Source organism: Mesorhizobium sp. M0601, from assembly GCF_040320845.1.
In the GTDB taxonomy this organism is placed as follows: domain Bacteria; phylum Pseudomonadota; class Alphaproteobacteria; order Rhizobiales; family Rhizobiaceae; genus Mesorhizobium.
On sequence record NZ_JAMYQK010000001.1, the window covers coordinates 308792 to 333303 of the forward strand.

Below are 24512 nucleotides of genomic sequence, written 5' to 3' on the forward strand. Positions count from 1 at the left end.
GGCATACTGCGGGTATGGCAGCGAAAAGCATCATCAGCCGCCCGGTCTATGGGACCCTGTCTCCGCAGCCTGGCAAGCATCATCTTTTCATAGCGGATGCAGAGGGAGCGCTGGCGATTGCCGATCTGGCCGCCAAGGCACCGGCGGATTTCTTCGGTGGCGCCCACATCATCTTCATTCCCGGCCGCGACGGCAAATACGCCGATGCGCTCGAAGCCCTGAAGCCGGCACAGTTCTACCTCGGCCATTCCTTCGCCAGTGCCCTGCCGCGGCTGAAGCAGACGCTGGCCAACGCGCATATGGGACTCGGGCTCTATCTTGCCGGTACCGAAGGGCTGATCGGCCAGGCCATGCAGGCGGCGCTCGAAGCCGGCATCGACCACACCTCGATCCAGACCGAGCATCGCGGCTCGCTGGCGCGCCGCATGCAGTGCGTCCACTGCAAGGGCATCACCGAGAACGTGACGACGCAGCCGGCAACCTGTTCGCATTGCGGCCTCTTGCTTCTGGTGCGCGACCACTATTCGCGGCGGCTCGCCGCCTTCCAGGGCGTCTGCATCAACGCCGAGGACCGCAGCGAAATTCCTCCGATCGAGGAGGTCTTTCGATGAGCACCGGCACCACCAAGCTCGATGTCGTCGTCAGCGATGTCGTCCCGATCAACGAACTGGTGACGCGCTTTCATTTCCGACGGCGCGACGGCGAGCTTTTGCCGACCTTCTCCGGCGGCGCCCATGTCGTCGTCGAGATGCGCGATGGCGAACGCACCAGGCTCAATCCCTATTCGCTGATGGGCTCGCCGCTCGACACCCGCGAATACACCATCTCGGTGCGCCGCGACGACGCCGGCCGCGGCGGCTCGCTGTTCATGCACAGGCATGTCAGGCCGGGCACGGAGATGGTGGTGAGCTACCCCGTCAACCTGTTCTCGCTCGATCTGCGCGCCAGGAAGCATCTGATGCTGGCCGGCGGCATCGGCATCACCCCGTTCATGGCGCAGACCGCGCAACTGGCGGCGGAAGGCGGCAATTTCGAATTGCATTACACCTGCCGCACCGCCTCGCTAGGCACCTATGCCAACCTGCTCAGGGAGCGCTACGACCGCCGGGTCAGGCTCTATCACGACGACCGCGACGAGCGCGTCGATCTCGACCGGCTGCTGTCGTCGCAGCCGCTCGGCACGCATCTCTATGTCTGCGGCCCGTCCGGCATGATCGGCTGGGTGCGCGAGCGTGCCGCGGCCCTCGGCTGGCCTCCGGAGACCGTGCATTTCGAGCATTTCGCCGCACCCCAGCCCGGCGCGCCCTTCGACGTGACGCTGGCGCTCAGCGGCAAGACAATCCGTGTCGACGAGCAGCAGAGCCTGCTCGAGGCGATCGAGGCGGCCGGCGTCGATCCGCCCTATCTCTGCCGCGGTGGCGTCTGCGGCCAATGCGAGACCAACGTGATTTCGCATGACGGCAAATTCATCCACAACGACCACTGGCTGAGCGAGGAAGACCACCGTTCGGGCTGCAAGATCATGCCCTGCGTCTCGCGCTTCGAGGGCAGGTCGCTGGTGCTGGAAAGATAGGAGGCGAGCTTGGGCATCACCTTTCGCAAGGAAACGTTCCGCGACGACTTCACCTTCAGGAACAGCCCCGAGCACATCAGGCGGTTCCCGTTCCCGTTCCATGAAGACAGCTACATGTATGCCGTCAACATCGAGCCGCATGTCGTCGGGCCGAAGGACAGCGTGCTGGAGAATTTGATCGACGTCGACGAGCACTATGTCGCCGAGATGCAGGACCGCGCTTTGGTGCTGGCCGAGGATCCGCTGCGCTGCCAGTCACTGCCGCACATGACGCTGGCCGGCTGGGATCTGCTCGAGCTTTTGATGGAGCAGCAGGCGCTGGGCTATCCCGAGCATTTCACGCTGACGCGCGATGGCGACCGCTGGCGCTGGATCAACCGGCCGCTCGGCATCGACGACAGCTTCACATTTGGCGATGTCTCGACGCTGCCCTATGGGCCGATGGAATACATCACGCGCCAGGCCCAGGGCGATTTCTGCATCCTCGACCAGCGCGACGGCAATCTGTGGATGGATGCCGGCATGGTCACCACCCAGGCCGACTGGTCGCTCGATTTCGACATCGGCATGAACTTCTTCGAATGGCACGCGCCGGTGCCGCTGGCGCATGAGAAGGGCATCTTCGTCCGGGCGCTGAAATTCCTCACCAACATCCAGCAGGGCAAGCCGGCGCGCCGGCTGAACTGGACGATGACCATCAATCCGCGCCTCGATACCAGCCCGGAAAATTATCACAAATGGGGTCCGGACCGCGCCACGGTGACGCCGGAAAATGTCGGCGAAAAAGTGCATCTGCGCGTTGAGCTGCAGAGCTTCTGGCGGCTGCCGCGCTCGAATTCGATCGTCTTCCCGATCCGCTGCTACCTGATCAAGATGGACGAGCTGGTGACGCAGCCGAAATGGGCACGGCGCCTGCACCGCGTCATCCGCGACCTTCCCGACGAACTCGCCAACTACAAAGGCCTGACGCGCTACCGCGCGACGCTGGTCGAATGGCTGTCGAAGCTGGATGACGGCAGTGCGATATCGCCGGGGTTCGGGCCGGATTGAGGTTCTGTTTGCGAGGTTCGCGCTGCCCGTCAAGCTGCCAATCTCCCCCCAAGAGGGGGAGATGCCCGGCAGGGCAGAGGGGGGCGCCGTAGAGCGCCGGCCTCTAGCCCCCTTGCGACCAATCGAGGACGAGCTTGCCCTGCAGTTCAACGTAGCAGCGCGTGGAGGTTACGGCCGTGGAGTGCAGCGATCCAGGATTGCTTGCGCGCCCTCATCTCCGGCTCACCCCGCGCTGCTCTGCGGATAACAGATGATCGACAAATACCGCATCGGCAGAACGCTCAGCACTTCCGGGCCATGCGGCGCGTCGGCGTCGAAGAATAGGCTGTCGCCGGGCTTCATCGGGTAGAGATTGCTGCTGTGCCGGTAAACCACCTCGCCTTCGAGCATATAGAGGAACTCCATGCCCTCGTGCTGGAAGGTCGGGAACACGTCGGAATCCTCGGTCAGCGTGATCAGATAGGGTTCGACGACGACACCGCTGGTGTTCGAGCCGATATGGCCGAGCAGATTGTACTGGTGGCCGGCGCGCGTGCCGCGGCGTTCGACGTCGAGGCCTTCGCCGGCCTTGACGAAGACGGCGCTGCGCTCCTCCTCGAAGCGGCGGAAGAAGGCGGTGACGGGAACGCCGAGTGCCCGCGACAGCGCCTGCAACGTGGTCAGCGATGGCGAGGTGATGCCGTTCTCGATCTTCGACAGCATGCCAAGCGAAATGTCGGTGGCGGCAGCCAGATCGGCGACGGTGATGCCGAGCTTCTTGCGGAAGGCCCGCACCTCGCGGCCGATGGCGACCTCCAGGACCTTTTCGCGGGTGTCGCGAATGGCGTGCGGGTTCTGGGTGAGCGGTGCGCGTATCTTGCGCGGATCGATTGCAGCGACCGACGGCTTGGCTTTGGCGGCGACGACGGCCGCAGCGGGCTTCAGACTGGATGCTTTTTTCGCCATGTTGCCACCCCGGACCTTGCCGATTCATTTCACTCACGGTGAACATATTCGGTGCCGATACAGAAGCGCAACTGCCACGGCAAGCCACTCGTGTCGAATTGCGCAATGTCCGGATTTCGCCCGAGCTACTGCGTCGCTTGGAAATCCAGCTTGGTGAAACGAGGGTTTCGCGACAAGCCCTGTTGACAGCATCGAAGGGGCAATTACTGTCCTGTCAGTGAAATTTGTTTCGTTAGGGAAATGAGATCGGGAGGCCCGCAATGAAAGATCGTGTTGCCGTCATCGGAGCCGGGCCGTCCGGCATGGCCCAGCTCAGGGCCTTCAAGTCGGCCGCCGACAAGGGCGCCGACATTCCCGAGATCGTCTGCTTCGAAAAGCAGTCCGACTGGGGCGGCCTGTGGAACTACACCTGGCGCACCGGCCTCGACGAGCATGGCGACCCGGTGCACGGCTCGATGTACCGTTACCTCTGGTCGAACGGCCCGAAGGAATGCCTCGAATTCGCCGACTACACCTTCGAGGAGCATTTCGGCCGGCCGATCGGCTCCTATCCGCCACGCGCCGTGCTGTGGGACTACATCAAGGGCCGCGTCGAAAAATCCGGCGTGCGCCAATGGGTGCGCTTCAACAGCCCGGTGCGCATGGTCACCTTCTCCGAAACGACAACAAAATTCACCGTCACCGCGCATGACCGCACCAGCGACGTCACCTACTCGGAAGAGTTCGACCATGTCGTCGTCGCCTCGGGCCATTTCTCCGTGCCCAACGTTCCCTATTTCGAGGGCTTTTCGACCTTCAACGGCCGTATCCTGCACAGCCACGATTTCCGCGACGCCATGGAATTCAAGGGCAAGGACATTTTGATAATCGGCCGCTCCTATTCAGCCGAGGACATCGGCTCGCAATGCTACAAATACGGCGCCAGATCGATCACCTCCAGCTACCGCTCGAAGCCGATGGGCTTCAAATGGCCGGAGAACTGGAAGGAAGTGCCGCTTCTGCAGAAGGTCGTCGGCAAGACGGCGCATTTCAAGGACGGCAGCACCAAAGACGTCGACGCCATCATCCTGTGCACCGGCTACCTCCATTCCTTCCCGTTCCTCACCGAGGATTTGAAGCTGAAGACCGCAAACCGTATGTGGCCGGACGGGCTCTACGAGGGCGTCGTCTGGGAGAAAAACCCGAAGCTGTCCTATATCGGCATGCAGGACCAGTTCTACACCTTCAACATGTTCGACGCGCAGGCCTGGCTCGCCCGCGACGTCATCATGGGCCGCATCAAGCTGCCGTCGGCCGAAGCGATGGCCGAGCACGGCCGGAAATGGCGGGCACGTGAAGAAACACTTGAAGACGCCGAGCAGATGATCTGGTTCCAGGGCGACTACACCAGGGAGCTGATGGAGCAGACCGACTATCCCGGCTTCGATGTCGAGGCTGTCAATCAGACCTTCATGGAGTGGGAGCACCACAAGGCGCAAGACATTATGGGCTTCCGCGACCATGCCTACCGCTCGCTGATGACCGGCACGATGGCGCCGCTGCATCATACGCCCTGGCTGCAGGCGATGGACGATTCGATGGAAAGCTATCTCGAGATGAAGGGGGTGGCGGCGGAGTAGCAGTCCGAACGGCGATTGACTTGCCTCAGACAACTTCCCGCGCCGGGTCGGCCGCCAGCGCCAGGGAATTTGCGACGTGCTCGAGGTGCTCCTCGTCCAGAATGCTGGTCGCGACGCGGACAGCGTTCGTTTTTCCGGTCGAAAACTTCGCCCCGGCATGGACCGCGATGCCGTGGGCGGCCAGCGTGACCATCGCGTAAGGTTCCGAAGCAACCGGAATGAGGACGCTGAGACCGTGTCCGGCGTCGATATCGACATTGCGTTTGGCCAGTTCGCCGGCGAGCCGTTCGCGACGGCCGCGGTATACCTCCTTCGCCTGCTCCACCAGGGCGGCCGTGGCCGGGTCGTGCAGCAGCCAGGCGGTGGCCGCCTGCAGGATGCGGCTGGTCCATCCCGAGCTGAAGCTGCGGTAGGACTGGATCTGCTCGACGATCGTCGCCGATCCGGACAGCACGGCGAGCCGCAAATCCGGGCCGTGGGTCTTGGAATAGGACAGGATATGGACGACGCGATCGGGAAAACGCCGGCCAAGCGAAATGCGCGGCGCCGAGGCAATATCGCCGACGCCGTCATCTTCGACAATCAGCACGTCGGTGCCGGCGAGCAGGTCGCCGATGACTTCCAGCCGCGCCGACGACATGCAGGCGCCGGTAACCGAATGGACGCGCGGCTGGAACAGGAACGCGACGGGCCGCTGCCGCAGAGCGTTGGCAAGTGCATCCGGCAAGGGACCGTCGCTGTCGCAGTCTACCGGGATGATCGGCACATCGAGATCCTCGAGGATGTCGAGCAGGCGAAGCGCCGTCGGGTTCTCGATGGCCACCGGCGCTCCCGGCGGGACCAGCGCATGCAGCAAGGTGTAGATGGCGTTGTAACCGCCATTGGTGGCCAGGAACGCGCCGGGATCGTACGGCCATGACGGGCGCACCGCCGCCTCCAGCTCGGGCAGGATGCGCACCCGCTCGTAGCTGTTGAGCTTTTCGGCGCGCGCACCATGCGCCAGCGCGATGTCGAGCGGCGGCAAGAGCCTCACATCGGGCTCCGCGATCGCCAGGTTCAGAACATCCTGTCCGTAATTGCCGCCGCTCATGTGGCGCTCGGGCCGGGCGGCAAAGCGGTTGCCCATGATCCAGGTGCCGTTGCGTCCGCGGCCGCCGATGATCTTGTAGCGCCGCAACTCGCTCCACGCCTGCGAGACCGTCGCCGGGCTGACGCCAAGCACATAGGCCAGATCGCGCACCGGCGGAAGCTTTGCGCCGACAGGCAGCGCGCCGCTTCTGATCAGCGCACTGGTCTCGCGCGCGATGCCGCGCATCGTGCGGTCGCCAAGGCGATCAGCGAACCATCCTGCATCGAAATCCATCGGCACCCGCGACCATTAAAGCTAATGTTCAATAACATAATAACATTTGATCGGCCAAAAATAAACATTTACCAATCGCCGGTCAAACATAGCGTTGAAGTTCATGCCGATGCCCGTTTCCATCACTGTAGCCACCCGCGATTGGGACTATCTCACCCCTTTGGTGCTGGGTGACGTCACTTCGAGCCGCTTGTCGGTGAAGGTTGATCGTGTCGCCACCCTGATCGCGGATATCGGTACCGATCCGAACTACGATGCGGCGGAGGTCTCATTCAGCCGTTATGTGTCGGCCATGGCTTCGGGCAGGGATACGGTGGTTGGAATACCGTGCTTCATCATGCGCGGCTTTCGCCATCGCTGCATCATAACGGTCGAGGCCAGCCCGTTGGAACGGCTTTCCGACCTTGCCGGCAAACGCATCGGCGTGACCGGCTGGCGCGATTCCGGCAACACATGGACGCGCGCGGCGCTTCGCCGGGAAGGCGTCGGCGTCGAGGATGCCTATTGGTTCGCCGGCAGGCTGACATCGGGGCACCCGATCGCCGACCGCCTCGACGGATTCGGCAGGCCGGGGCGCATCGAAGCAGCACCAGGCGAGCGCCCGATGATCGAGCTGCTGTCGCAAGGCGAGCTCGACGCCGTTTTCACGCCCTTCATGCCGGACGGCTTTTTCGGCCCGGCTTCCGGCTTCCGGCAAGTGCTGCGCGATTTTCGCGCGGCCGAACGCGCCTATTTCGCCGACGTCGGTTATGTCCCGGGCATGCATCTGGTCGCCGTCAAGGCCGCAGTGGCCAGGGAGCACCCCTGGCTGCCGCAGGAACTCGCCAGGCTGATCAACGAAAGCCAGCGCGTCTGGACGGCAAAGCGCCGAAAATATGCCGATACCTCGCCCTGGATCCTCGAGGAGCTGCTTCATGCGGGGCGCGACCTGCCTGCCTCCTGGAACGCCAACGGCCTGCCGGCCAACCGGCGCATGATCGAGGATTTCGTCACCGAGCTCCATGCCCAGGGCATTCTGGCGGAACCGATTTCCGCCGAAGCCTTGTTTCCTTTCGAGGCCAGATCGCGGGCCACCGCAGCCTGACAACGTACAACGAAGAACACGAAGGAGAATGCCATGAGGACAATCAGCTTCATATTCGCCTCGCTCGTCACCATGCTGGCGCAGGCCAGCTTTGCCCAGGATATCCAGAAGCAATCGGTGAACGAGGATTTGCGGGCCCGGCTGCCGGAAGAGATCCGCACGGCGGGAAAGATCACAGCCGTCAACAACGGCTCGTTCCCGCCCTATGAGATCGTCACCGGCACCGAACTGTCGGGGGCGACCAGGGACATTTCCGACGCCATCGGCCAGCTGCTCGGTGTCGAGATCGATCATGCCTCGGTCGCCGGCCTGCCGGCTTTGCTGAGCGGCATCAATGCCGGCCGTTATCAGTTCGCGATGGGGCCTGTCGGCGACTATCCCGACCGCCAGAAATCCAACGACTTCATCGATTGGGTGCGCGAATACGTCGTCTTCGCCGTCGAGAAGGGCAACCCGCAAGGCATCACCTCGCTCGACACCGCGTGCGGCAAGCGCATCGCGGTCATGTCGGGTGGCTCGGCCGAAAAGGTCATCAAGCAGCAGGCGCAGAAATGCACCGAGGGGGGCAAGTCGGTCGTCGAGGTGCAATCCTTCACCGACCAGCCGAGCTCGATACTGGCCGTCCGGTCGAAACGCTCCGACGCATTCTTCTCCTCGCAGGCGCCGCTGACCTATTTCGTCGAGCAGGCGAAGGGCCAGCTGGAACTCGCCGGGATCGGCCAGGCCAACGGCTTCAAGGACATCTATCAAGGCGCCGTCGTCAAGAAGGGCTCTCCGCTGGGCGGCGTGCTGCTCGACGCGTTCAAGATCCTGATGAAGAACGGCACCTACGCCGCGGTCATGAAGAAGTGGGGCCTCGAGAAGAACATGATCGATGCGCCAGGCATCAACCAGGGCCAGTAGAGGCTGCCATGACCGACGCCACCGCTGCCTACGCGGCCGGGCTGCCGCGACGTCCCGACGACGCGCTGCGCGACGTCAAACGAGCCCACCGGCCGTTTCCGCTCGCCCGGCTGGCGCTCTGGGCGTTCACCGTCGCCGTGGCAGCCGGCTTCGCCTATATCGTTGCAGTCAACCCGAATTTCGGCTGGCCGGTGGTCGCCCAGTATTTCTTCGATCCGACGGTCATGCAGGGGCTTTCGGTGACGCTCGGCCTGACCGTCGTGGCAATGATCCTGGGCATCGTGCTCGGCCTGCTGCTCGCCATCGCGCGCATGTCGAGCGACAGGCTGGCATCCCTTCTCTCCGGCCTGTTCATCTGGTTCTTCCGGGGAACGCCGCTGCTGGTGCAATTGATCCTGTGGTACAACCTTTCGACGCTGTTTCCGCGCATTTCCATCGGCTTCGCCAGTTGGAACACCAACGACCTGATCACGCCGTTGACCGCCGCCGTTCTTGGTCTGGCGCTGAACGAGGCCGCCTACATGGCCGAGATCATCCGTGGCGGGCTGCTGTCGGTGGACAAGGGACAGGCCGAAACGGCTGAAGCCTTCGGCATGACCCGCGCGCGGGCCTTGCGGCGCATCATCATCCCGCAGGCGATGCGGTCGATCGTGCCGCCGACCGGCAATCAGCTGATCAGCATGATCAAGGCAACGTCGCTTGTCAGCGTCATCGCCATGGCCGACCTACTCTACTCGGTGCAGTCGATCTACAACCGCACCTTCGAAATCATTCCGCTGCTGATGGTTGCAGTGCTGTGGTACCTGCTGATCACCTCGGTCCTCAATGTCGCGCAAGGCGCGATCGAACGCCACTACAGCCGCGGCGATCGCGGTGCGCGCGAGAAGACGGCGACCGCCACCCTGGAGGCCGCCAATGAGCGCGCATGACACGCCCCTGGTCCGGGCGCGCAACGTTCACAAGGCCTTCGGCCCGCTCGAGGTGCTGAAGGGCATTGATCTGGACGTCGCGCCTGGCGAGGTGGTGGTCATTCTCGGACCGTCCGGCTCCGGAAAGTCGACCTTCCTGCGATGCATCAATCATCTCGAGGCGATCGACCAGGGGTCGATCGAGGTGGACGGCGAGCAGATCGGTTACCGGTTGTACGACGGCCGCCTCGACAAACTTTCCGACCGCGCGATCGCCGCGCAGCGGCGCAAGATCGGCATGGTGTTCCAGCAGTTCAATCTCTATCCGCACATGACGACCCTGCAGAACGTCATCGAGGCTCCGGTCGGCGTTCACCGGGAGAACCGCAAGGAGGCGATCGGCTACGCCCGCGAACTGCTGACCCGTGTCGGTCTTGCCGACAAGATCGACGCCTATCCGCGCCAGCTTTCAGGCGGCCAGCAGCAGCGCGTCGCCATCGCCCGTGCGCTCGCCATCCGCCCGAAATTGATGCTCTTCGACGAGCCGACCTCGGCGCTCGATCCGGAGCTGGTCGGCGAGGTGCTCGCCACCATGCGCGATCTCGCCAGGCAGGGCTTGACCATGATCGTGGTCACGCATGAGATCGGCTTCGCCCGCGAAGCGGCGGATCGGGTGGTGTTCATGGACGACGGAAATGTGATCGAGGCCGGGCCTCCGGACGAGGTTCTCGCTAAACCCAGGCACCCGCGCACGCGGGCTTTCTTAAGCCGTTTCATCTAAAAGCAAAGCCGGCGCGGCACCTGCTCGGCCGGCAAAGGACCTCCCATGCCAAAGACCTCCAACCAGTTCGCCGACATTTCCGACTTCGCCGACAAGGCCGCCGAGCTTGCAGCGGCCCGCCAGCACCTGCACGCGCATCCCGAGCTTTCATTCCAGGAGCACGAAACGGCTGCATACGTTGCCAAACGGCTCGAAAGCTGGGGCTATGAGGTGACGCGCAATGTCGGCGGGCTCGGCGTCGTCGGCCGCCTGCGCCAGGGCAGCGGCCGCAGCATCGCCATCCGTGCCGACATGGACGCCCTGCCGATCACCGAAGCTACCAATCTCCCTTATGGCAGCCAGGCCAGCGGCAAGATGCACGCCTGCGGTCATGACGGCCACACCACGATGCTGCTCGGCGCCGCCGAATACCTGGCGCGCACACGGCATTTCAACGGCACGGTGAACCTCATCTTCCAGCCGGCCGAGGAAGCCGGCAAGGGAAGCGGGGCGCAGGCGATGATCGCCGACGGCCTGTTCGAGCGCTTTCCCTGCGATGCGATATTCGGGCTGCACAACCACCCGGGCGCGCCGACGGGTTCGTTCCTGATGCGCGCCGGGCCGCTGATGGCGGCGAGCGATACCGTCACCATCAGGATCGCCGGGCGTGGCGGCCACGCCTCGCGTCCGCACCTGACGGTCGACCCGATCGTCGCTGCCGCCAACATCGTCATGACCCTGCAGACGGTTGTGTCGCGCAACGTCAACCCGATCGAGACCGCTGTCGTCACCGTCGGCACGATTCACGGAGGCACGGCCTCCAACGTCATTCCGGAACACGCCGAAATCACGTTGAGCGTCCGCTCCTTCTCGGCCGAGATCCGCGACACGCTCGAGCAGCGTATTCGCAATATCGCAGCACTTGTGGCGCAGGCGCATGGCGCAACGGTCGAGATCGATTACGAGCGCGGCTACCCGGTGGTGGTCAATTCCGAGCGCGAGACGTCCTTTGCGACAGACATCGCTGTCGAACTCGTCGGTCAGGACAAGGTGTCCGTCTGCCCGTTGATCCCCGGCAGCGAAGACTTTTCTTATTTCCTCGAACACAAACCCGGTTGCTTTCTGCGCCTCGGAAACGGCGAGGATTCAGCCATCCTGCACAGCTCGAAATATGATTTCAACGACGGCAATCTGACCGTCGGCGCAGCGCTCTGGGCTCGTTTGACCGAGAGATTCCTGGCCGCCTGATCCATGACTGCGGCTTGGATTGTCGATCGGCCGGTCGAGCATTATTGGGGCGACCGGCCGCGCGACGATGCTCAACGAATTCTCACGCATTCCCCCTCTTCGAATGCGATAAGAGCTTCGCTTTCAGACAAACAAAAAGTCACCCGTCGTCAGCGGGCTTGTAAAGTTTGCGAGAGTAACTTGATCGACTCCTGCGGTAATGATGGTGTCGGTTCCACTTTGCGCAATTGTGAGATCATCGAACGATTGCACGCCCTCCACGCCACTAAATACAATGGTGTCGTCTTGGGTCTGGCTGAAATCGTAGATGGTGTTTTGGGTTCCGACCGTCATTGAAACATCGTCCTTGAATATGAATTGATCTCTGCCGCCCTGAGCCAGTTCGCTCAGTTGCCCGTCACCCCACATGTCGTTGATGACGGTGCAGCCGGGTGCCGCGGTCCCGGCGTACAGGGTATCGTTTCCGCCCCTGGCCGAACCGGACATCTGCAGAGCGTCGCCGCACAGGAAATTACGGACCTGGCCGCTTCCGCTGTTGAGGCCACCGGTAAGAATATCGTTGCCGCCCGCGGCGGACCCGGACATAGCGAATGTGTCGCCATACAACTCGCTTTGAGCATCAGGACCAGAGCTCTTATTGCCGCCGGTTAGGATATCATTGCCGCCCACAGCATTGCCGGCCATCGCGCCAGCGTCGCCATAGGCGAAATTATGGGTGCCTTGCAGCACGGCCACGTCATCGCCCCCGCTAGCAGAGTCGGACATGATGCCGGCCGCGTCACCATAGAAACTTATCACGAACCCACCCACGCTCGTGAAGGTGTCGTCGCCGCCCTTAGCAAAGTCGGACATATGTAGGCCCGCGTCGCCAAAGAAGGTTTTGGTCTGAATCGTGCCACCAAAGTCTGTGTAATGGTCGTCGCCACCCTGAGCATGGCCAGACATGCTGCGACCGGCATCACCGTAGAAAATAGTGTTGGCGTCACTAGCGCCATTGAAAGTGTCGTTGCCGCCCTTGCTGTAGTCCGACATATCGCCGCTGGTGTCCCCGTAGAAAGCGTTGCTGGAGTCGCTCCTGGCCGTGAAACGGTCGTCGCCACCTTGAGCATGCCCAGACATGTTGTTCCCGGCGTCGCCAAAGAAAATGTTGACGGCCACGCTGGTGCCCTCAAAGGTGTCATTGCCACCCTTGCTGTGGTCGGACATATCGACGCCGGCGTCACCGTAGAAAGTGTTGAAGGAGTTGGGAAAGGCCGTGAAACGGTCGTCGCCGCCCTGAGCATAGCCGATCATGTTGCCGCCGGCGTCGCCGAAGAAAATGTTGCTGGCTTGCGCGGCGCCCGTGAAAGTGTCGTTGCCGCCCTTGCTGTGGTCCGACATATCGTCGCCCGCGTCACCGTAAGCAGTGGTGGTGGAGGAGCTCGACACCGTAAAGGTGTCGTCACCGCCCCGAGCAAAATTGAACAAGCTCCGAGCCGCGTCGCCGTAGAAGGTGTAAGTCGACGGTGCGGTTTCCGTAAAGGTGTCGTTGCCGCCTCTTGAGAAATCGAGCAGGCTGCCGCCAGCGTCGCCGGTCAAGATATTCGTATTCGGATCGCCTGTGAGGGCGTCATCGATACCCCACTGATGATCTGCTAGATCACTGGTAGTAAAGGGAACGCGTGTAGACATTATCCGCTCTCCTGTTGAGCCTACCCGTCCCATAACAGCCGTACGATGTGAGGCAAAAACGAGCAATAATCCCGAATGGCTATGTCTTTAGACGTAGGGATCGGTGCCTCGTTAACGGCGCGCTTGGCGGCAGCTTCCTGAGGCCGTCCTATTCCGGACTATCCCAGCCTTGCCCGAGCCTTCGCCGTCCAGGCGTTGAACAGCCGGTCTGCGACGATGCCGATGAAGGCGATGGCTAGGCCGGCGACGATGCCGCGACCGGAATCGGCCTTGGACAGGGCGATGAACACCTCCTGGCCGAGATCGCGCGTGCCGACCATGGCGCAGATGATGATCATCGCCAGCGCCATCAGGATGGTCTGGTTGACGCCGAGCATGATCTCGGGCAACGCCAGCGGCAGCTGCACGCGAAAGAAGGTCTGGCGCCTGGTGCAGCCCGAAACCTTCGCCGCCTCGATCAGCGCCGGCGGCACCTGCCGGATCCCGTGATTGGTGTAGCGGATCGCCGGCACCACGGCGAACGCGACGGTGGCGATCATCGCGGTGACGTCGCCGACCCTGAACAGCATCACCACCGGAATGATGAAGCAGAACGACGGCAGCACCTGCAGCGTGTCGATGACCGGCGTGACGGTCTTTTCGAAGCGGTCGCTGCGCGATGCCATCAGCCCGATCGGGATGCCGATCAGGCAGGCGATAAAGGCGGAGATGCCGCACAAATAGACCGTCGCCATGGTCTTTTCCCAAAGTCCGGTGACGGCGCAGAACGCTGTCAAAGCCGCGACCAGGGCGGCGAGGCGCAAGCCGCCGAGCTGGTAGCCGGCAAGGCCGAGGAGACACACCGCGCCCAGCCACGGAAAGCCCTCGCAGAAGGCGCGCACCGGGTTCAGCACGTTGAGGATAAGCGCCACGCGGAACGCTTCGATCGTGTCGAAGAAGTTGATGGTGATCCAGTTCACCGCCGCCTTCCACAAAGGCGCGGTGGTGAAGGTGATCGCCTTCGGCACCGTGGCGAACGCCGGCACGAACAGGCCGAGCAGCGTGGCGACGGCGAGGATGGCAACGGCCAGCGTCAGATTGGGATAGCGCCGCCAGAAACTGGTGCTGGCCTGGTGGCGGACATTGCCCTTGGCGTGATTGTGCGCGATCGCCTGGCTCAGCCGGTCGAGTGCAATTGCCAGTGCGACGATCGCGAGGCCAGCTTCCATCGCCTCGCCGACCTTGAGCGCGCGCAACGCCAAAAGCACGTCATAGCCGAGCCCACCGGCACCGATCATCGAGGCGATGATCACCATATTGAGCGCCAGCATGATGACCTGGTTGACGCCGACCATCAATGTCGGCCGCGCCGACGGCAACAGCACCCGCCACAGCTTCTGCCGTGCCGTGCAGCCGGCCATCTCGCTGAAATCGTCGATCTCCGACGGCACCCGCGACAGGCCGAGCATCGTCGCCCGCACCATTGGCGGCGTCGCGAAAATTGCCGTCGCGATCATTGCCGAGACCGGGCTGTTGCCGAACAGAAGCAGCATCGGGATCAGATAGGCGAAGGTCGGGATCGTCTGCATCAGATCGAGGGCAGGGGAGATCAACAACCTCTCCGCCCAAGGCTTGCGCCATGCCCAGATGCCGGCGAACAGCCCAGTAACAATGCAAAACGGCACGGCGATCGAGATCAAGCCCAGCGTCAGCATGGCGCTGGTCCACTGCCCGAACAGCGCGATGTAGAGAAAACAGCCGCCGGCCAGCGCACCCAGCTTCCAGCCGCCGGCGGCGCGTCCGGCAAGGTAGGCGGCAGCGCAGACGCCGACCCAGGACAGGCGCGGCAAGACGATCATATCCGCGCCATGGCCGATCTTGAAATTCTTGGCCAGAAGACCGAGCGCGAAATCGAGCGGCACGCCAAGCACCGCGGTGATCGAGCGGGTCAGCCAGGAGAAGTTCGACTTCACCCAGTTCATCAGCGCACCGACCCAGTCAGCGACAGGAACGATCGCGTCGGCCGGGTAATTGACCGCCCAGGGCAGGCTTTCCTGCAGCAGGAAGACAATAAGCACGGCGGCGAGCGCACAGGCCCAGATCGCCAGCCAGGTTTGAACCGGCCGGGGCCTCGCTGCGCTGGCGCTTGCCGTGACGGTCATCCGCCGGCCCCACGACGCTCGATGCCGGCGAGAAGATCGATCACCGCCTGCGGCGTGACTTCGCCGATCGGCTTGCCGGTGCCGTTGACCACCGCGAAGGGCTTGCCGGCAGAGACGATATCTGCCGAAAAACTTGATATCTTGGCATCCGGCGCGACCGTGCCGCCGTACTCGGCGCCGTCGCAGGCGCGCATCAGGCGGCGCGCCGAGATCACCTTGGCGCGATCGACATCGCGGGTGAATTCGGCGACATAGTCGGTCGCCGGGTTGACCACCAGCTCTTCCGGCGTGCCGATCTGGATGACCTCGCCGTCCTTCATGATGGCGATCCGGTCGGCCAGCCGGATGGCCTCGTCGAAATCATGGGTGATGAAGACGATGGTCTTGTGCAGCATGGTCTGCAGCCGCATCAGCTCGTCCTGCATCTCACGGCGGATCAGCGGATCGAGAGCCGAGAACGGCTCGTCGAGGAACCAGATTTCCGGCTTCGTGGCGAGGCTGCGGGCGATGCCGACACGCTGCTGCTGTCCGCCGGAAAGCTCGCGCGGATAGAAATGCTCGCGGCCGCGCAAGCCAACCAGCTCGATGACTTCACGGGCCCGCTTCTCGCGCGTCGGCCGATCCTGCCCCTGGATGCCGAGGGGGAAGGCAATGTTCTCCAGTACGTTGAGATGCGGCAGCAAGGCAAAATTCTGGAACACCATGCCCATGCGATGGCGTCGCAGTTCGATCAGCGCGGCATCGGAAATCTTGAGCAGGTCCTTGCCTTCAAACTCGACCTTGCCGTGGGTCGGCTCGATCAGCCGTGACATGCAGCGCACCAGCGTCGACTTGCCTGACCCCGAAAGTCCCATGATGATGAAGACCTCGCCCTGGCGGATTTCGAGATCGACGGCGCGCACCGCGCCAACCAGTCCGGCAGCGGCGATGTCCGCCAGGCTGGCCTTGCCGTCGCGCCGGCGGATGAAATTGGCCGCGTCCGCCCCGAACAGCTTCCAGACATTGCGACAGCCAAGCTTTATCGGGCGGGCATTCTTGCCCGTTGCTTTCACCGCCTGTTCAATCGTATCGCTCATGCAATCGTCCTTCTGGAATAGGGGATCGAGACCCGGCCCTGACTGGCCGGGTCGTCGCGTTTCCAGTCAGACGGTCACTCGGCCCAGGCTTTCCAGTCGGCTTCGTGGGCGGCGATCCAGGCGGCGGCGACGTCTTCCGGCGTCTTGCCTTCGAGATCGATCTCGCCGCTCATCTTGTTGAGCTCGTCGGTATCGACCGTGTAGTTTTTCGCGACCTTGTAGGCGACCGGCCATTTGTCCTTCATGCCGGCCCAGGAATATTTCCAGATCTCGCCATGCGGCTTGCCGCAGTCATATTTCGCGTCGGGGTTCACACCCCATTTCGGGTCGGTGTAGCACTCGGTCGTATAGTCGGGGAATTCGACCCATTCGCCCTTGTATTTGGCTGGCGCCCAATGCGGCGAATAGATCCACAGCATGATCGGCGCCTTGCGCTGATAGGCCGAGTCCAGTTCGGCGAACATCGCCGCATCGGTACCGGCATGGATGACGGTGAAGGGCAGTTTCAGCGCCTCGATGCGTTCATCGTCAAAACCTTCCCATGTCACGGGTCCGCCGAGATAACGCCCCTTCGGCGCGGTTTCGGCCGTCGAGAAGGCCTCGGCGCATTTCGGGTCTTTCAGCGCTTCCCAGTTCGGCAGGCCGGGGCATTTCTCTTTCATATATTCGGGAAACCACCATTCTTCCTTGGCCTTTGGTCCGAGCTTGCCGAGGCGTTCGGTCTGGCCCGTCGCGTCCGAGGCCTTCATCGCCTCGCCGGCCGTCGTGTCCCAGAATTCCAGGCCGACATCGATGTCGCCATTGGTCAGGCCGGTGGTCAGGCTGGAGAGATAGTCGGCGGTCGGATACTCGACGGTATAGCCGAGCTTTTCGAGGATGCCGCCGAGGATCTTGGCGTTCAGATTGACGCTGGTCCAATCGAACAGCGCGATCTTGATCGGGTCGTTGGATTCCGGCGCCGCCGCATAGGCCGAAGACGTCAGCGCGCTCGCCGCGGCAAGTGTTAAGGCTCCCATTGAGAAATTCGAAATCATGCTCCGAAGTGACATGCTTGTTCTCCTGTCAAGCTCTGGTGGAAATTATCGTTAGTTCCCTTCTTGCGTCTTTTTTTGATTGTGTTGGAAAAGCTGGTCGTTGCGCAAGGCCGTAGGCGCCACAATGCTGCCGAAGCGGATGCCGGCGCAAAACGGGGGTGGTGCCCAAATTGGTGAAGGATGTGGCGGGACCGGCCGCGTCATGACTGCCGAAGGATTGCTGCCAAAGCAGTCATCCACGGATCGATCGCCGGTCTTGAGGGGCAAACCATCAAAGTCCCATGATCTCGGCTGTTGGCTCCGCAACTCGCCCAGAGCCACTTTCATGAGATGAAATTATATATACCAACGGTCATGTCGCGCAACGAATAACGCCGGTGCCAATTTCACGGCCCGTCTTTTTACATGGACCCGCAGATTGGTTCGAAAAAAGCCAAGGTTGCCGATCATCCCGTATGCGAGCCGCAAGATAGGGTACCGATACAATGCAGCAGACCTCTTCCTTGAACAGACTGCGCATCGCCGTGCTCTTTGGCGGACGTTCCGCCGAGCATGACGTTTCGGTGCTTTCAGCAACCAATGTCATGCGTGCGCTGCTGCCCGCCAAATACGATGCCGTCCCAATCTTCGTCACGCGCGAAGGACAGTGGCTGCTGAGCAGCTTCCAGGATGGTACGCTCGCAAAGCCTGCGGGCGGTTTGGAAGTTTGCCTGGTTCCGGGCGGGCACGGACGGATGATGGCGATCCCGGCCGACGGCACGCCCTATGACCTGCCGAAGATCGACATCCTGTTTCCCGTACTGCACGGCCCTCATGGCGAAGACGGCTCGGTACAGGGGGTGGCCGAGGTGGCTCGGGTGCCGCTCGCCGGCTGCGGCATCCTGGGTTCGGCAACCGCGCTGGACAAGGACATCGCCAAACGGCTCCTGGAAGCGGCGGGGCTGCCAATCGCGCGCTCAGTGACGATCCATGAAGGTGCGGCGCCCGCCCTCGCCACACTGGAAGGCGAGCTCGGCCTGCCGTTCTTCATCAAACCGGCGCGTCAGGGATCGTCTGTCGGCGTCGGAAAAGTCCATGCCAGCCAGGAATTCGATGGAGCGCTTGCTGAAGCCTTCCGGCACGATTGCAAACTGTTGGCCGAGGAATTCATTCGTGGGCGCGAGATCGAATATAGCGTGTTGGAGGACCCGGCAGGCGACCTGTTCGTCTCGCGGCCAGGCGAGATCGTGCCGGCCGAAAGCCATGATTTCTATAGCTACGATGCCAAATACATCGACGAGAACGGCGCGGCGCTAAGAGTGCCGGCCGATCTGCCGCCGGAGGTCGAAGCAGGCATGCGGGACGTGGCCGCAAGGGCTTTCAGAGCCGTCGGCTGTGACGGGATGGCCCGCATCGACTTCTTTCTGACGCCGGACATGCAGTTCCTGGTCAATGAAATCAACACCATCCCCGGCTTCACCGACATCAGCATGTATTCCAAGGCAATGGCGGCAAGCGGCGTCAGCTATTCCGAAATCATCGACCGGCTCGTGAAACATGGATTGGCTCGGGCGGGCCGAGCAGCCTGAACGCAGCGAAGCGGCATTCATATCCGGTCGATGGTACGTCGGCCCGCGCCGCTCACGACATGATCAGGCCGCCATCGACATTGATGGTCTGGCCGGTGATGTAGGCCGCATCGTCGCTGGCGAGAAAGCTGACCAGGCCGGAGACGTCCTCGCCGCTGCCGGCGCGGCCCATCGGGATGTTCTTCACCCATTCGGCCATCAGCTCGCCGGGCTTGTAGTCGCCCATCAACTTGCCCCATGCGGCATCGTTATAGGCCCACATATCGGTGTCGATGATGCCGGGGCAGATCGCGTTGACGGTGATCTTCTCCTTCGCCACTTCCTTTGCGAGGCTCTGGGTGATGCCGACGACGCCGAATTTCGAGGCCGCATAATGCGGCGTGTAGATAAAGCCCTGCCGCGCCTGGCCGGATGCGGTGTTGATCAGCCGGCCGCCATCGCCATGCTTGCGGATGCGCGCGATCGCCTCCTGGCAGCACAGGAACACGCCCTTGGTGTTGACAGCCATCACCTTGTCCCATTCGGCCTCGGTCACCGCCTCGATCCTGGCGATGGTGATGACACCGGCATTCTGCACGGAGATATCGACGCGGCCGAACTCCTGCTCGGCCAGGTCATAGAGGGCGACGACTTCGTCTTTCTTCGTCACATCCATGCGCAGCGATGCGACCCTGGCGCCCGTAGCCTTGAGATCGGCGGCGACCTCTTCGACGCGCGCGTCGATGGCGCTGACGACGACCGCGGCACCTTCCGCCGCGAAGCGCCTGGCCATTGCCGCGCCGATGCCGCCGCTGGCGCCGGTGATGACCGCCGTTTTTCCCTGGAATCGCTTCTGCATCTTTTCTCCTACCAGCAGACGAAGCCGCCATCGACGATCAGGTCGATGCCGGTGACGAAACTCGAGGCGCGGCTGGCCAGGAACACGGTCGGGCCGACCATCTCTTCCGGCGCCGCCATGCGGCCCATCGGCGTGTCGCGCTCAAAGATCCTGACCTGGTCGGCGACCTCCGGCCGCTTGTTCATCGGCGTCAGCGTGTAGCCGGGGCTGACGACATTGACGCGCAGGCCGCGATCGGCCCATTCCATGGCGAGGCTCTTCGACATGTGGATGACCGCGGCCTTCGACGAATTGTAATGCGCCTGGGTCAGGCCGCGATTGACGATCGAGCCCGACATCGACGCGATGTTGATGATCGAGCCCTTGCGCCGCGTCAGCATGGCGCGGGCCTCGGCCTGGCAGGACAGAAACACGCCGCTGACATTGACGTCATAGAGCTTCTGCCATTTCTCCAGCGACAGCGTCTCTGCCGGCTCAGCTCCGGCGACGCCGGCATTGTTGACGGCGATGGTCAACGCGCCGAGTTCCATCTCCGTACGCTCGATCGCGGCCGCGAGATCGGCCTCTGAAGTCACCGTGCCGTTCAGCACAAGCGCCTTGCCGCCGAGTGCCGTGATCCGGTGCGCGGTCTCCTCCAGCCCGCCTTTCGAGGCGTGGCCGAAGCAGGCTATGTCGGCGCCGGCCTCGGCCAGCCCAATGGCGATTGCCTGCCCGATGCCGCTGCCGGCGCCTGTCACAAGTGCCACGTCACCATGAAGGTCGAATAATTTCATCGTCGGTCCCTCTGCTCCAACCGCCGTCCTCCGGAAATAAAGGGGCGCCAACTCTGTTGCTGGCGCCCCGCGCGGTCTGGTGCCCGGGAGGATACCACCTGCTGCGCTTTGTTTCGATGGGCTGTTCCTAGCTCGTGGCGAGTTCCATCACCGCGATATTGCTTGCTTCGCTGCGGTCGAGAATGCCGCGTTGCCGGCCGCGGCTCAGCACCAGCACGCGATGCGACAGGCCGAGAACTTCCTCGAGGTCGGAGCTCACCACCACCACCGCCATGCCGGAGCGGGCAAGGTCGGCGATGACATCATAGATCGCGGCGCGTGCACCGACGTCGATGCCGCGCGTCGGCTCGTCCAGGATGAATACCTTGGGCGGGCGCGACACCCATTTGGCGATGATCACTTTCTGCTGGTTGCCGCCGGAGAGCTTGCTGACCGCCTGGTTCGGCCGGCCCTTGACGCCGAGCCGGCGAATGCCGGCCTCGGCGAATTTCTGCACCGCCTTCGGGAACACCCAGCCATTCGGCGCGACATGGTCGAAATTGCCGATCGCCAGGTTCTCGCCGATCGTCTGGTCGAGCACCACGCCCTGCGCCTTGCGGTCTTCCGGTACCAGGACGACGCCGGCCTTGATCGCCGCCGCCGGGCCATTGAGATGCACCGGCTTGCCGGCGACGCGCACCGATCCCGATGAGATCGGATCGGCACCGGCGATCGCCCGCACCAGCTCCGTGCGTCCGGCGCCGATCAGCCCGGCAATGCCGAGGATTTCGCCGGCCCGCACTGAAAAGCTGACATTTTGAAAGCTGCGTTCCGGCGAGGACAGGTTCTCGACCTCGAGCAGCGTGTCGTTGCCCGGCGCCGATACCGTAGGGAACATCCGCTCGACACTGCGGCCGACCATTTGCTCGACGACGGTGCGCACCGGAATGTCGGCGCGCTCGTGCCGGGCGACGATGCGCCCGTCGCGCATCACCACCACGCGATCAGCGATCTGGGCGATCTCGTCCAGCCGGTGGCTGATATAGATGAAGGACATGCCTTCCGCCTTGAGCTTGCGGATCTGCTGGAACAGGAGCTCCGTTTCCTCGCCGCCAAGGGCGGCCGTCGGTTCGTCGAAGATCAGCAGCTCGGCATTGAGCGTCAGCGCCTTGGCGATCTCGACCTGCTGCTGGGCGGCGATACGCAGCGTGCGCACCTTGCGCTCGGGCGAGACATCGAGGCCGAGGCGCTTCAACTGGGCCGATGCCCGTGCGTTCATTGCCGCGCGGTCGATGCGGCCGCCACGCATCGGCAGGCGGCCGACATAGACATTTTCGGCGACCGACAGATCGGGCAAGAGCTTCAGCTCCTGGTGGATCATGCCGATGCCGGCGTCGATCGCCGCGGCAGGATTGGCGGGGGAATAAGGTTTCCCCCGCCAGGAGATGGTGCCAGCATCGGGTTTGGTCGAGCCGGCGATGATGTTCGAGACGGTGGACTTGCCGGCGCCGTTTTCGCCAAGCAGCGCCACGACCTCGCCCGGCCGCACCTCGAAGCTCGCATCGGCCAGGACCTGCACCGGCCCGTAGCTTTTGCAGAGGCCGCTGACGACGAGCCCGTTATTGGCGCTGTGCGTGTGGCGAGGATCGGTGGACATCGTTGCGCTCGTCGACTGCCGGACTGGTCTCAATCAGGGATGCTTGGCGATGAACTGCTCGACATTGTCCTTGGTGGTCAGCGTCGCATCCTGCAGTTGTTCGGCGGGAATGGTCTCGCCGGCCACCAGCTTGATTGCTGCGTCGACGGCGAGCCGGCCCATGCCTTGGGTTTGCTGCGTCGCGGTCACGTCGAAGACGCCGTCCTTCAGTGCCTTGAGCGCCGCCACATCGCCGTCGAAGCCGGCAACCCAGACCTTATGGCCGGGATTGGCGACCTTGACCGCCTGCGCCGCACCGAGCGCCAGCGCATCGGCCTGGCCGATGACGATCGACACGTCGGGGTGCGACTGCAACAGATCCTGCGTCAGCTTGAAACCTTCGTCCTGGTGCCAGCCTTCGCTCCACAATTCTCCGACAACCTTGATGTCGGGATAGCCTTTCAGCGCTTCGCCGCAGCCCTTCGAGCGGTCGACTTCGGGCGTCGTGCCCTTCTGGCCGTGGATGATGATCAGCTCGCCCTTGCCGCCGGCCTGCTTGGCGATGTAGTCGCAAACCGCCTTGGCCGATGCCACGCTGTTGGTTGCGATGAAGGTATCGCCGGGCGCGCCGTCGGCGTTGCGGTCGACATTGACGACCGGGATGCCGGCAGCCTTGGCGGTCTTGGTCGGCACGGTGGCGGCGGTGGCGCCGGCCGGAATATAGATCAGCGCATCGATGTTCTGCGTGATCAGGTCCTGCACCTGGCTGACCTGAGTCGCCGAATCGCCCTTGGCGTCGACGGTAACGACCTCGATGCCCTTTTCCTTGCCGTAGGCTTCGACGGACTGCTTGATCTGGTTGAAGAAGTCGGCCTGCAGATTGGCGACGGCGAGGCCGAGCTTTTTGGCCTCCTTGGCCGAGGCCATGTCGGACAGGCCAAGCAGCGGGATGACGGCCGCGGCGGCAAGCAGCAATGAACGTTTGGTCAGCATGTTTATTCCTCCGTTGATGTTCAATCTGTCCTGCCCGCGCATCGCGGCGCCCCTTGGCCGAACAACTCCCAGTTTCGGATCACCGATCCGTTTTCGCCCGAATATCGGGGCGAATCTCATTGAGCCCAATTCTTCATTGTGCCCCATTCTTCATTGTGCTCGGCGCCGCCACGTGTCGGTGGCCACCGCCAGCGCGATCACCACGCCGATAACCACTTGCTGGATGAAGGGCGAGACACCGAGCAGGTTCAGCCCGTTGCGCAGCACGCCGATGATGAGGACGCCGATGGCTGTGCCGCCGATCGAACCGACGCCGCCCGACAGGCTGGCGCCGCCGATCACCACCGCCGCGATGGTGTCGAGTTCGTAGCCAAGGCCGGAGCTCGGCTGGACGGAATCGAGCCGGGCGGCAAGCACGATGCCGGCGAGACCGGCCAGCACGGCGCAGATCGCATAGACCCAGTTTGTCAGCGACTTGACCGGTATGCCGGACAGCCGGGCGACTTCGGCGCTGCCGCCGATTGCGTACAGGCTACGCCCGGTAGCGCGATAATTCAGGAAGATCGCGAAAATGACCGCAAGCACGATCATCAGCCCGACGGTGACCGAGAGGAAGCCGAAATGGCGGATTATCGACAGGCTGGTGAACCAGTCGGGAAAGCCGACGATCTGCGAGCCGTCGGTGATCATGTTGGCGAGGCCGCGCGCCACCGACATCATCGCCAACGTGGCGATGAAGGGCGGCAGCTTGGTGACCGTCACCAGCAGGCCCGAAACCAGGCCGCAAAGACCGGCGACGACGAGGGCCGCGGCGATGCCGGCGGGCAGGCCGAGATTGAGATAGTCCGGATGGGCGACGAAGCCCATCACCATGGAAGCCAGCGCCAGCACCGAGCCGACGGACAGGTCGATGCCGCCGATCAGGATGACCAGCGTCATGCCGATCGCCATGATGCCGAGCACGGTGACCTGGTCGAGCACGTTGAGGATGTTGCGGATGGTCAGGAACGTGTCGGTAGTCAGCGAGAGCGCCAGGCACAGCAGAGCCAGCCCGATCAGCGGACCCATGGTTCCGGCAAAGACAGCCGAAAACCTTGCGCCCGCCGTAGCCTGCGCGCCAGAGCCTGCCTTCAACTCGCCTGCCTTCAAATTGCTTGCGTCGTTGCTCACAGCCACTTTGTCTCCTCCACAGCAATCCGGCGCTGCATCACCGGGCCACTTTGTTCACCAGGCCCCTCCCTGTGAACAATTTATCTTTTACATGCAATTTTGTTCAGCTAAACTGTTCGTCGGAAAATTGTCAAGGCCTGCCGCTTCATTCGACGACGGGTTTGCGCTGTCCGCCGGTTT

Annotated in this window: 21 protein-coding genes; 10 read left to right on the forward strand and 11 right to left on the reverse strand. The window is 63.0% G+C overall.

Annotated elements, in window-relative coordinates; genetic code table 11:
- Nucleotides 1–14 precede the first annotated feature (14 nt).
- The 3 genes from NKI41_RS01575 to NKI41_RS01585 are packed head-to-tail and all read left to right on the forward strand — an operon-like array spanning nt 15 to nt 2623.
- Nucleotides 15–611, forward strand: coding sequence for a dimethylamine monooxygenase subunit DmmA family protein (locus tag NKI41_RS01575; RefSeq protein ID WP_352681037.1), 597 nt, complete (start codon nt 15–17; stop codon nt 609–611).
- Nucleotides 608–1573 carry a PDR/VanB family oxidoreductase gene (locus tag NKI41_RS01580; RefSeq protein ID WP_352681039.1) on the forward strand — a complete coding sequence of 322 codons (966 nt, stop codon included), beginning with the start codon at nt 608–610 and terminating at the stop codon, nt 1571–1573. Before NKI41_RS01575 ends, NKI41_RS01580 begins: the two co-directional genes overlap by 4 nt.
- A gap of 9 nt (nt 1574–1582) precedes the next feature.
- A complete protein-coding gene (locus tag NKI41_RS01585) occupies nt 1583–2623 on the forward strand; it encodes a heme-dependent oxidative N-demethylase family protein (protein WP_352681041.1) in 1041 nt (346 codons plus the stop codon).
- A 222-nt stretch (nt 2624–2845) separates the two neighbouring features.
- On the opposite strand, the gene NKI41_RS01590 is transcribed toward NKI41_RS01585, so the two are convergent.
- Nucleotides 2846–3568: a helix-turn-helix domain-containing protein gene (locus tag NKI41_RS01590; RefSeq protein ID WP_352681043.1), complete on the reverse strand. Its 723-nt coding sequence runs from the start codon at nt 3566–3568 to the stop codon at nt 2846–2848.
- Between the two features lie 260 nt (nt 3569–3828).
- Here NKI41_RS01590 and NKI41_RS01595 point away from each other — a divergent pair, with 260 nt between their 5' ends.
- Complete coding sequence (locus NKI41_RS01595) at nt 3829–5187, forward strand: trimethylamine monooxygenase (RefSeq protein ID WP_352681045.1); 1359 nt, start codon at nt 3829–3831, stop codon at nt 5185–5187.
- A gap of 25 nt (nt 5188–5212) precedes the next feature.
- On the opposite strand, the gene NKI41_RS01600 is transcribed toward NKI41_RS01595, so the two are convergent.
- The gene (locus tag NKI41_RS01600) at nt 5213–6550 is read right to left on the reverse strand and encodes an aminotransferase-like domain-containing protein (RefSeq protein ID WP_352681047.1); all 1338 of its coding nucleotides are present in this window, start codon (nt 6548–6550) and stop codon (nt 5213–5215) included.
- A 109-nt stretch (nt 6551–6659) separates the two neighbouring features.
- Here NKI41_RS01600 and NKI41_RS01605 point away from each other — a divergent pair, with 109 nt between their 5' ends.
- The 5 genes from NKI41_RS01605 to NKI41_RS01625 all read left to right on the forward strand — a co-directional run bounded on the left by NKI41_RS01605 (nt 6660) and on the right by NKI41_RS01625 (nt 11453).
- Nucleotides 6660–7634, forward strand: a complete 975-nt coding sequence (locus NKI41_RS01605) for a substrate-binding domain-containing protein (RefSeq protein ID WP_352681049.1) — start codon at nt 6660–6662, stop codon at nt 7632–7634.
- A gap of 72 nt (nt 7635–7706) precedes the next feature.
- Nucleotides 7707–8537, forward strand: coding sequence for an ABC transporter substrate-binding protein (locus tag NKI41_RS01610; protein ID WP_502901192.1), 831 nt, complete (start codon nt 7707–7709; stop codon nt 8535–8537).
- 8 nt (nt 8538–8545) lie between these two features.
- Nucleotides 8546–9466 (forward strand): amino acid ABC transporter permease, encoded by a 921-nt coding sequence (locus tag NKI41_RS01615; RefSeq protein WP_352612313.1) that lies wholly within the window; start codon nt 8546–8548, stop codon nt 9464–9466.
- Nucleotides 9453–10226 carry an amino acid ABC transporter ATP-binding protein gene (locus NKI41_RS01620; protein WP_352681053.1) on the forward strand — a complete coding sequence of 258 codons (774 nt, stop codon included), beginning with the start codon at nt 9453–9455 and terminating at the stop codon, nt 10224–10226. The genes NKI41_RS01615 and NKI41_RS01620 overlap by 14 nt, the downstream gene beginning before the upstream one ends.
- Before the next feature lie 45 nt (nt 10227–10271).
- Nucleotides 10272–11453 carry a M20 aminoacylase family protein gene (locus tag NKI41_RS01625; protein WP_352681055.1) on the forward strand — a complete coding sequence of 394 codons (1182 nt, stop codon included), beginning with the start codon at nt 10272–10274 and terminating at the stop codon, nt 11451–11453.
- A gap of 123 nt (nt 11454–11576) precedes the next feature.
- On the opposite strand, the gene NKI41_RS01630 is transcribed toward NKI41_RS01625, so the two are convergent.
- The 4 genes from NKI41_RS01630 to NKI41_RS01645 all read right to left on the reverse strand — a co-directional run bounded on the left by NKI41_RS01630 (nt 11577) and on the right by NKI41_RS01645 (nt 17390).
- Complete coding sequence (locus NKI41_RS01630) at nt 11577–13124, reverse strand: autotransporter outer membrane beta-barrel domain-containing protein (protein ID WP_352681057.1); 1548 nt, start codon at nt 13122–13124, stop codon at nt 11577–11579.
- Nucleotides 13125–13282: 158 nt separating this feature from the next.
- Nucleotides 13283–15265 carry an ABC transporter permease gene (locus NKI41_RS01635; RefSeq protein WP_352681059.1) on the reverse strand — a complete coding sequence of 661 codons (1983 nt, stop codon included), beginning with the start codon at nt 15263–15265 and terminating at the stop codon, nt 13283–13285.
- The gene (locus NKI41_RS01640; protein WP_352681060.1) at nt 15262–16341 is read right to left on the reverse strand and encodes a quaternary amine ABC transporter ATP-binding protein; all 1080 of its coding nucleotides are present in this window, start codon (nt 16339–16341) and stop codon (nt 15262–15264) included. The genes NKI41_RS01635 and NKI41_RS01640 overlap by 4 nt, the downstream gene beginning before the upstream one ends.
- Before the next feature lie 74 nt (nt 16342–16415).
- Nucleotides 16416–17390 carry an ABC transporter substrate-binding protein gene (locus NKI41_RS01645; protein WP_352681062.1) on the reverse strand — a complete coding sequence of 325 codons (975 nt, stop codon included), beginning with the start codon at nt 17388–17390 and terminating at the stop codon, nt 16416–16418.
- A 470-nt stretch (nt 17391–17860) separates the two neighbouring features.
- Here NKI41_RS01645 and NKI41_RS01650 point away from each other — a divergent pair, with 470 nt between their 5' ends.
- Complete coding sequence (locus NKI41_RS01650; RefSeq protein ID WP_502901191.1) at nt 17861–18943, forward strand: D-alanine--D-alanine ligase family protein; 1083 nt, start codon at nt 17861–17863, stop codon at nt 18941–18943.
- A gap of 52 nt (nt 18944–18995) precedes the next feature.
- Here NKI41_RS01650 and NKI41_RS01655 read toward each other — a convergent pair whose 3' ends face one another.
- The 5 genes from NKI41_RS01655 to NKI41_RS01675 all read right to left on the reverse strand — a co-directional run bounded on the left by NKI41_RS01655 (nt 18996) and on the right by NKI41_RS01675 (nt 24296).
- Nucleotides 18996–19781 carry a glucose 1-dehydrogenase gene (locus NKI41_RS01655; protein ID WP_352681065.1) on the reverse strand — a complete coding sequence of 262 codons (786 nt, stop codon included), beginning with the start codon at nt 19779–19781 and terminating at the stop codon, nt 18996–18998.
- 8 nt (nt 19782–19789) lie between these two features.
- Nucleotides 19790–20554 (reverse strand): SDR family oxidoreductase, encoded by a 765-nt coding sequence (locus NKI41_RS01660; protein WP_352502025.1) that lies wholly within the window; start codon nt 20552–20554, stop codon nt 19790–19792.
- 127 nt (nt 20555–20681) lie between these two features.
- Nucleotides 20682–22190 (reverse strand): sugar ABC transporter ATP-binding protein, encoded by a 1509-nt coding sequence (locus tag NKI41_RS01665; RefSeq protein WP_352681067.1) that lies wholly within the window; start codon nt 22188–22190, stop codon nt 20682–20684.
- A 33-nt stretch (nt 22191–22223) separates the two neighbouring features.
- Nucleotides 22224–23162 carry a sugar ABC transporter substrate-binding protein gene (locus tag NKI41_RS01670; protein ID WP_023674026.1) on the reverse strand — a complete coding sequence of 313 codons (939 nt, stop codon included), beginning with the start codon at nt 23160–23162 and terminating at the stop codon, nt 22224–22226.
- Nucleotides 23163–23312: 150 nt separating this feature from the next.
- Nucleotides 23313–24296, reverse strand: a complete 984-nt coding sequence (locus NKI41_RS01675) for an ABC transporter permease (RefSeq protein WP_502895673.1) — start codon at nt 24294–24296, stop codon at nt 23313–23315.
- Nucleotides 24297–24512: the final 216 nt, after the last annotated feature.

Bases quoted from the DNA above. Each gene is read 5' to 3' on its own strand.
- NKI41_RS01575 (WP_352681037.1), top strand. From the start codon at position 15: ATGGCAGCGAAAAGCATCATCAGCCGCCCGGTCTATGGGACCCTGTCT.
- NKI41_RS01580 (WP_352681039.1), top strand. From the start codon at position 608: ATGAGCACCGGCACCACCAAGCTCGATGTCGTCGTCAGCGATGTCGTC.
- NKI41_RS01590 (WP_352681043.1), bottom strand. From the start codon at position 3,568: ATGGCGAAAAAAGCATCCAGTCTGAAGCCCGCTGCGGCCGTCGTCGCC.
- NKI41_RS01595 (WP_352681045.1), top strand. From the start codon at position 3,829: ATGAAAGATCGTGTTGCCGTCATCGGAGCCGGGCCGTCCGGCATGGCC.
- NKI41_RS01600 (WP_352681047.1), bottom strand. From the start codon at position 6,550: ATGGATTTCGATGCAGGATGGTTCGCTGATCGCCTTGGCGACCGCACG.
- NKI41_RS01605 (WP_352681049.1), top strand. From the start codon at position 6,660: ATGCCCGTTTCCATCACTGTAGCCACCCGCGATTGGGACTATCTCACC.
- NKI41_RS01610 (WP_502901192.1), top strand. From the start codon at position 7,707: ATGCTGGCGCAGGCCAGCTTTGCCCAGGATATCCAGAAGCAATCGGTG.
- NKI41_RS01615 (WP_352612313.1), top strand. From the start codon at position 8,546: ATGACCGACGCCACCGCTGCCTACGCGGCCGGGCTGCCGCGACGTCCC.
- NKI41_RS01620 (WP_352681053.1), top strand. From the start codon at position 9,453: ATGAGCGCGCATGACACGCCCCTGGTCCGGGCGCGCAACGTTCACAAG.
- NKI41_RS01625 (WP_352681055.1), top strand. From the start codon at position 10,272: ATGCCAAAGACCTCCAACCAGTTCGCCGACATTTCCGACTTCGCCGAC.
- NKI41_RS01630 (WP_352681057.1), bottom strand. From the start codon at position 13,124: ATGTCTACACGCGTTCCCTTTACTACCAGTGATCTAGCAGATCATCAG.
- NKI41_RS01635 (WP_352681059.1), bottom strand. From the start codon at position 15,265: ATGACCGTCACGGCAAGCGCCAGCGCAGCGAGGCCCCGGCCGGTTCAA.
- NKI41_RS01640 (WP_352681060.1), bottom strand. From the start codon at position 16,341: ATGAGCGATACGATTGAACAGGCGGTGAAAGCAACGGGCAAGAATGCC.
- NKI41_RS01645 (WP_352681062.1), bottom strand. From the start codon at position 17,390: ATGTCACTTCGGAGCATGATTTCGAATTTCTCAATGGGAGCCTTAACA.
- NKI41_RS01650 (WP_502901191.1), top strand. From the start codon at position 17,861: ATGCAGCAGACCTCTTCCTTGAACAGACTGCGCATCGCCGTGCTCTTT.
- NKI41_RS01655 (WP_352681065.1), bottom strand. From the start codon at position 19,781: ATGCAGAAGCGATTCCAGGGAAAAACGGCGGTCATCACCGGCGCCAGC.
- NKI41_RS01660 (WP_352502025.1), bottom strand. From the start codon at position 20,554: ATGAAATTATTCGACCTTCATGGTGACGTGGCACTTGTGACAGGCGCC.
- NKI41_RS01665 (WP_352681067.1), bottom strand. From the start codon at position 22,190: ATGTCCACCGATCCTCGCCACACGCACAGCGCCAATAACGGGCTCGTC.
- NKI41_RS01670 (WP_023674026.1), bottom strand. From the start codon at position 23,162: ATGCTGACCAAACGTTCATTGCTGCTTGCCGCCGCGGCCGTCATCCCG.